This is a genomic window from Sphingomonas sp. ABOLH (assembly GCF_003951715.1).
GTDB classification, from domain to species: Bacteria; Pseudomonadota; Alphaproteobacteria; order Sphingomonadales; family Sphingomonadaceae; genus Sphingomonas; species Sphingomonas hankookensis_A.
The window spans coordinates 1-5,344 of sequence record NZ_QQWV01000080.1; the positions used below are offsets into that span (position 1 = coordinate 1).

Below are 5,344 nucleotides of genomic sequence, written 5' to 3' on the forward strand. Positions count from 1 at the left end.
GCCCCATGATCCCCGGTTTCGACCTCCCCGCCTTCGTCGCCGCGACCCTTGCCGAGGATATGGGCGAGCCGGGCGACATCACCGCCGCCGCGGTCATCCCGGCGGATGCCGTGTTCACCGGCGTCATGGACAGCCGCGACGCGATCACCGTCGCGGGGCTGGACATCGCCGCCGCCTTCTTCCGCCATCTCGATCCGGACGTCGTCATCGAACCGCTGGTCGCCGATGGCGATGCCGTGCCGGCCGGCACCGCGCTGATGCGGCTGCGCGGCAATGCGCGGGCGCTGCTGACCGCCGAACGCTCGGCGCTCAACACCGTCCAGCATCTTTCGGGCGTCGCCACGCTGACCGCGACCTATGTCGCCGCGATCGCCGGCACCGGCGTGACCCTGCTCGACACGCGCAAGACCATTCCCGGCCTGCGCAGTCTCGAGAAATATGCGACCCGCATGGGCGGCGCGACCAATCACCGCATGGGGCTATGGGATGCGGCGATGATCAAGGACAATCACGTCGCGGTCGCCGGGTCCGTGGGCGAAGCGACCGCCCGTGCCAAGGCGGCCGGCATCGACCGGATCATCGTCGAGGTCGATTCGATCAGCCAGATCGAACCCGCCCTTGCGGCAGGCGCGACGCATCTGCTGCTCGACAACATGGCCCCGCCGATCCTGCGCACCGCCGTCGCGCTGATCACCGGGCGCGTGCCCGCGGAGGCATCGGGCGGCGTCCGGCTCGACACCATCCGCGCCATCGCCGAAACCGGCGTCACCTATATCAGCGTCGGCCGCCTGACCCAGTCGGCCCCGGCGGCCGATATCGGGCTGGATTTCACCCTCGACGCCGCATAACCAGCTTCGGCTGTTTCAGGGGGAGCCTTCATGCGTCCGTCTTCGATCGTCCGGTTCGACCGGCTCTATCTCGCCTCGATCGCCGTCGGGCTGATCGGCAACATCCTCGAATGGCCGCTGACCATGGCGCGGCTGGCGGAAAATCCCGACACGGCGGCGCTCGGGTCGACCGCGGCGGTCGCGGCCGGCGGCATGATCGCCATCGGCGTCGTCATCGCGCTGCTGCTGTGGTTCTTCATCGCCCAGCGCGGCAGCAATGTCGCCAAATGGATCCTGGTCGTCTTCACCGTCTTCGCGATCGGCAGCCTGGTGCTGGGCTTCTCGACCGGCGCGGTGATCCTCGACGCCGGCGGCATCGTCCGCCTCGTCGCGGTCGCGTTGCAGACGGCGGCGGTCGCCTTCCTGTTCCGTCCCGACGCCGCCGCGTGGTTCGCACCCGCCATCGTCGACGAGGATATCTGATGCGCCTGGCCCTCGCCCTCCTCGCCCTGCTCGCCCCCGTCGCGGCACAGGCGCAGACGCTGCAATGTTCGGTGCCGGCGCAGATCGAACGCCCGCGCCCCGACCTGCCGACGCCGCAACAGCCGCGCCGCGTCCTCCCGATCGGCAGCTATACGCTCGCCATCACCTGGAGCCCCGAATATTGCCGCACCCGCCGCGACGATGCGCGGAACAGCTTCCAGTGCGGCGGCGCCAACCGCTTCGGCTTCACGCTGCATGGTCTCTGGCCCGATGGCGAGGGCAAGGACTGGCCGCAATATTGCACTACCACCCCGATCCTGCCCGAATCGGTGATCGCCAAGAACCTGTGCGTCACCCCCTCGGCCCAGCTGCTCCAGCATGAATATGCCAAGCACGGCACCTGCATGGGTGTGTCGCCGGCGGCCTATTTCGACGAATCGCGCACCCTGTTCCAGCGGCTGCGCTTCCCCGACATGATGGCCCTGTCGCGCCGGCCCAACCTGACCGCCGGACAGATCGCCAGCGCGATCGCCCGGCGCAATCCCGGCATGACCGCGCAGTCGATGCGGATCACCACCAACAAGCGCGGCTGGCTGGACGAAGTGTGGCTCTGCCTCGACAAGCGCCGCCGCTACACCGCCTGCCCCGCGCATCAGGGCGGCGTGACCCCCAACACCCGCGTCAAGATCTGGCGCGGCGGGCGTCAGGCGGGATAGTTTTGCCGGACGTGCCGACGGCACGTCCGGCGGTGCCGGCCCGCTCCCCCACCCGGCCACCCACAGCGTAACCTGGATGGGTGACCGGGTGGGGGAGCGGGCCAGCGCCGCCTTGAACTACCTACCCCTCGACCGTCACAGTCGCGGGATGGTGGCGGTCGAGATGCTTGCGGATGATCCGCAGGTTCCGGGTGTTCGACCGGAAGAAGAAGTCCGGCACCGCCCCGACGATCGGGATCAGCCCCAGCGCCCAGTCGGTGCCGACATTGCCCGCCATCCGCGCCATCTGCCACTTCGACATGCCCAGGTTGCGGGCCTCCCACAGCATGTAGCTGCCCATCGCCGCGCCGATGAAGCTGCCGACCACGGGGATGAAGTTCAACAGGAAGTCGAGCCCGACCGGATGGTTCGTGCCGGGAATGGTCATCGACCGTTCCATCAGCCGCTCGATCGCCACCACGCGGCGGCGCACGGCATCGGGGTTCTTGTCGAGATGCCCGGCAATCTGTTCGAACAGTTCGGGCGAGATGCGGGTCGTCTTTGCCATGCACCCTATCTGGTGTCGGCGCGCAGGTGGTTCAACGGATGCACCGCCCGCGCATTGGTCTGGAACGCGCGCAGCCGCGGCGCGACCAGCGACCAGCGCCACGGCCGCGCGACCGGCACGAACGCTACGTCCGCCGCCATCGCCGCGTCCGCCGTCGCCAGCCGCTGGGCGCGTTCGGGCAGATTGTCGGCATCGCGCGCCGCCGCGATCAGCGTCATCGCGTCCATCGAACAAGTGCGGCACGCCGTCGCCAGATACCATCGCGCGCTGTCATAGGGTGCGACCCGGTCGACCAGCCGCAGGTCGGCCGGCGCCGTCATCGCCACCCGCTCGCCCGAAATCCCGATGCGCGACAGCGCGACCGCGACCCGTCCCCACAGCAAGGTGGCGCCCGGCCCCCTGGGCAGGGCGACGCGCAGCCGCACCGGCTGACCATAGGCGGTCACCTGCGCCCGCGCCGTCGCCCAGCGTTGCTCCTCGGTCAGGTTGCGCCAAGCGGGCAGCGCCGGGTCCGCCGCCGAATCGAGCCGTTCGGGCAGCAGCGTATCCGCCTGCCCCCAGCCTGCATCGATCGCGCCGGGCAGGTTCGCACTCTGCACCGCCATCGCCACCGCCGCCCGGCCGAGCGCGCTCGACAGGAACCCGTCGCGCGCGACAAAGGCAAAGCCGAACAGCCCGCGTGCCGGATCGACCCGCACGTCCGCCGGCCGGGGACTGGCGGCGGCGACCAGCGGCCAGTCGGCAAAGTCTCCGCCCAGCACTAGGTCGCTGCGCTTGCTCGCAAAGCGCGCCACCGCCAGCGCCGCCCGCGCACCGCGCAGCCGGACTTCGTCGGCGGCGACCGGCGCCGGCCCTTCCGGATCGGCCGGTGCGCGCAGCCGGATGCCCTCGCCCCGCAACCGGCGCAGCGGCCCGGTGCCCTGCGGCCCGCGAATCACCGCCAGTTCGGGCTGGGCCAGCAGCGTCAGCAATTCGGTGTTGGGGCGCTTCAGTCGCACCTCGATCACCTGCGGCGTCATCGCCACGATCTCGTCGATCGACCGCAGGAACGGAGTCAGCCGATGTCCCGCCTCGACCCGCACCGCACGGCGCAGCGCCACCACGACCTGTTCGGCGGTGACCGGACGCCCGTCGCTCCACGTCGCATCGCCCAGCCGAAAGATGTAGCTGCGCCCGTCATCGACCATGTTCCAGCGCTCGGCCAGCCCCGGCTCGACCTGCCCCGCGGCATCGAAGCGCACCAGCCCCTGCGCCAGCGCGCTGCGCAACAGCACGCGCTCGGCATCGCCCTTCACGCCGTCCTCGATCGCATCGACCACCACCGGCCGCTCGTCGTTCCCGCCATCGCAAGCGCCGAGCGCGAACAGCAGGGGAGCGAGGATCAGGATGCGCGCCATGCCACCTCCATGCTGGTACGGACGGCGGGACTTGAACCCGCACTCCCGATGGGAAGCGGATTTTAAGTCGATGGGGGAAATGATCGCAAACACTCATTTCCCCTAACGATTCTAGTACCTTACGTCCGGTATTATCAAATCGGATGATCGTAATTTTACCCGCCTTTACACCCGTTTTCCCGGACTGTTTACACAGGAATTACATGGGAATGCAGGCATTCGCGCTTGATGCCTTCGGGCACGGCTCTACGATCAGCGCATGGAGAAGAAGCCCCGGAACCCGGTATGGTCACGCGATGAATTAATCCTCGCTCTCGACCTATATGTCCGAACCAGCGGCAATCCTACCGGGCAGGATTTCGAGGCAGTCGATGAGGTATCGGCGATCCTCAACAAGCTTCACCGGATCATGGGCAACGCTACGGGTGAAACCCTGCGCAACCGCAACGGCGTGTACCTTAAGGTGATGAACTTCCGTTCGTCCGACCCGCACTACCTGGACCAAGGCAAGGTCGGTATGGAGCGGGGTAACAAGTTGGAAGGCGTCATTTGGCAGGAGTACGCTGGCGACCCCTTAAGGCTCGCTACAGACGCACAGGCGATCCGCGCTACCATCCTAGCCGCCGATGGCGTTGCGTTGTCACAGCACCCCTTAGAACCGCCCTACGAAGGCGAAGAGGGCGGCGTGGTCCTTGCCATGCACAAGCGTTACGAACGCGACCGCAAATTAGTTCGAGAGAAGCTTAAGGAAGCCAAAGCAAAGGGGCCTTTGGCTTGCGAAGTTTGCGCCTTCGACTTTGAAGCCACCTATGGCGAGTTAGGCGCAGGGTATATTGAGCAGCCCCCATCGGGTGGTCCGGGTTATTAGTTAGTGCATTGTCGTCTCCGCCGCCATTGCCGGTCGTAGGTGGAGCGAAGCGGAACCGGAGGCCGGCAATGGCGGTGTCGCCGCTTGTGGTGCGGGCGGCCGATAGCCCAGGCTGCTGTGCGGCCGGACGGTGTTGTAGTGACGGCGCCACGCCTCGATCAGTACCCTTGCTTCAGCGAGGCTGTAGAAGATCTCGCCGTTGAGCAGCTCATCGCGCAGCGAGCCGTTGAAGCTCTCGTTGTAGCCATTCTCCCACGGCGAACCCGGCACGATGTACAGCGTCTTCACGCCAACCTGCCCGAGCCATTTCTGAACCGCGGTAGCGATGAACTCGCTGCCGTTATCTGATCTGATATGCGCGGGCGGACCCCTCGCGATGAACAGGTCGGCAAGCGCTGCCAGCACGTCTTCGTGTCGAAGCTGGCGCGCGACGACCAGTGCCAGGCATTCCCTGCTGGCCTCATCGATGATGGTCAGTATCCGGAACTTGCGCCCGTCATGCGTCC

Annotated in this window: 6 protein-coding genes, 1 tRNA gene and 1 pseudogene; 4 read left to right on the forward strand and 4 right to left on the reverse strand. The window is 67.3% G+C overall.

The features are described 5' to 3' along the window. Positions 1-5 precede the first annotated feature (5 nt). From nadC to CA237_RS19020, 3 genes are read left to right on the forward strand one after another with little or no spacing between them, the layout of a single operon-like run. Positions 6-848 (forward strand): carboxylating nicotinate-nucleotide diphosphorylase, encoded by an 843-nt coding sequence (gene nadC / locus CA237_RS19010; protein WP_126015268.1) that lies wholly within the window; start codon positions 6-8, stop codon positions 846-848. A gap of 30 nt (positions 849-878) precedes the next feature. Next, positions 879-1,310, forward strand: coding sequence for a hypothetical protein (locus CA237_RS19015; protein WP_066693478.1), 432 nt, complete (start codon positions 879-881; stop codon positions 1,308-1,310). After that, positions 1,310-2,026, forward strand: a complete 717-nt coding sequence (locus tag CA237_RS19020; protein ID WP_126015264.1) for a ribonuclease T2 — start codon at positions 1,310-1,312, stop codon at positions 2,024-2,026. The genes CA237_RS19015 and CA237_RS19020 overlap by 1 nt, the downstream gene beginning before the upstream one ends. Before the next feature lie 121 nt (positions 2,027-2,147). Here CA237_RS19020 and CA237_RS19025 read toward each other — a convergent pair whose 3' ends face one another. The 3 genes from CA237_RS19025 to CA237_RS19815 all read right to left on the reverse strand — a co-directional run bounded on the left by CA237_RS19025 (position 2,148) and on the right by CA237_RS19815 (position 4,099). Further along, positions 2,148-2,573 (reverse strand): DUF4112 domain-containing protein, encoded by a 426-nt coding sequence (locus CA237_RS19025; protein WP_084401786.1) that lies wholly within the window; start codon positions 2,571-2,573, stop codon positions 2,148-2,150. Between the two features lie 5 nt (positions 2,574-2,578). After that, complete coding sequence (locus CA237_RS19030) at positions 2,579-3,970, reverse strand: ABC transporter substrate-binding protein (protein ID WP_066693482.1); 1,392 nt, start codon at positions 3,968-3,970, stop codon at positions 2,579-2,581. A 13-nt stretch (positions 3,971-3,983) separates the two neighbouring features. Continuing rightward, a tRNA-OTHER gene (locus tag CA237_RS19815) sits at positions 3,984-4,099 on the reverse strand. Between the two features lie 130 nt (positions 4,100-4,229). Between CA237_RS19815 and CA237_RS19035 the strand changes: the two genes are divergently transcribed. Beyond that, positions 4,230-4,838, forward strand: coding sequence for an HNH endonuclease (locus CA237_RS19035; protein ID WP_126015266.1), 609 nt, complete (start codon positions 4,230-4,232; stop codon positions 4,836-4,838). On the opposite strand, the pseudogene CA237_RS19040 reads toward CA237_RS19035, so the two are convergent. Next, a pseudogene (locus CA237_RS19040) lies at positions 4,839-5,344 on the reverse strand (IS3-like element ISGbe1 family transposase); the annotation flags it as partial.

What these genes read in the sequence shown, in the direction of transcription:
- nadC (WP_126015268.1), top strand. Translation starts at nt 6, where the DNA reads ATGATCCCCGGTTTCGACCTCCCCGCCTTCGTCGCCGCGACCCTTGCC.
- CA237_RS19015 (WP_066693478.1), top strand. Translation starts at nt 879, where the DNA reads ATGCGTCCGTCTTCGATCGTCCGGTTCGACCGGCTCTATCTCGCCTCG.
- CA237_RS19020 (WP_126015264.1), top strand. Translation starts at nt 1,310, where the DNA reads ATGCGCCTGGCCCTCGCCCTCCTCGCCCTGCTCGCCCCCGTCGCGGCA.
- CA237_RS19025 (WP_084401786.1), bottom strand. Translation starts at nt 2,573, where the DNA reads ATGGCAAAGACGACCCGCATCTCGCCCGAACTGTTCGAACAGATTGCC.
- CA237_RS19030 (WP_066693482.1), bottom strand. Translation starts at nt 3,970, where the DNA reads ATGGCGCGCATCCTGATCCTCGCTCCCCTGCTGTTCGCGCTCGGCGCT.
- CA237_RS19035 (WP_126015266.1), top strand. Translation starts at nt 4,230, where the DNA reads ATGGAGAAGAAGCCCCGGAACCCGGTATGGTCACGCGATGAATTAATC.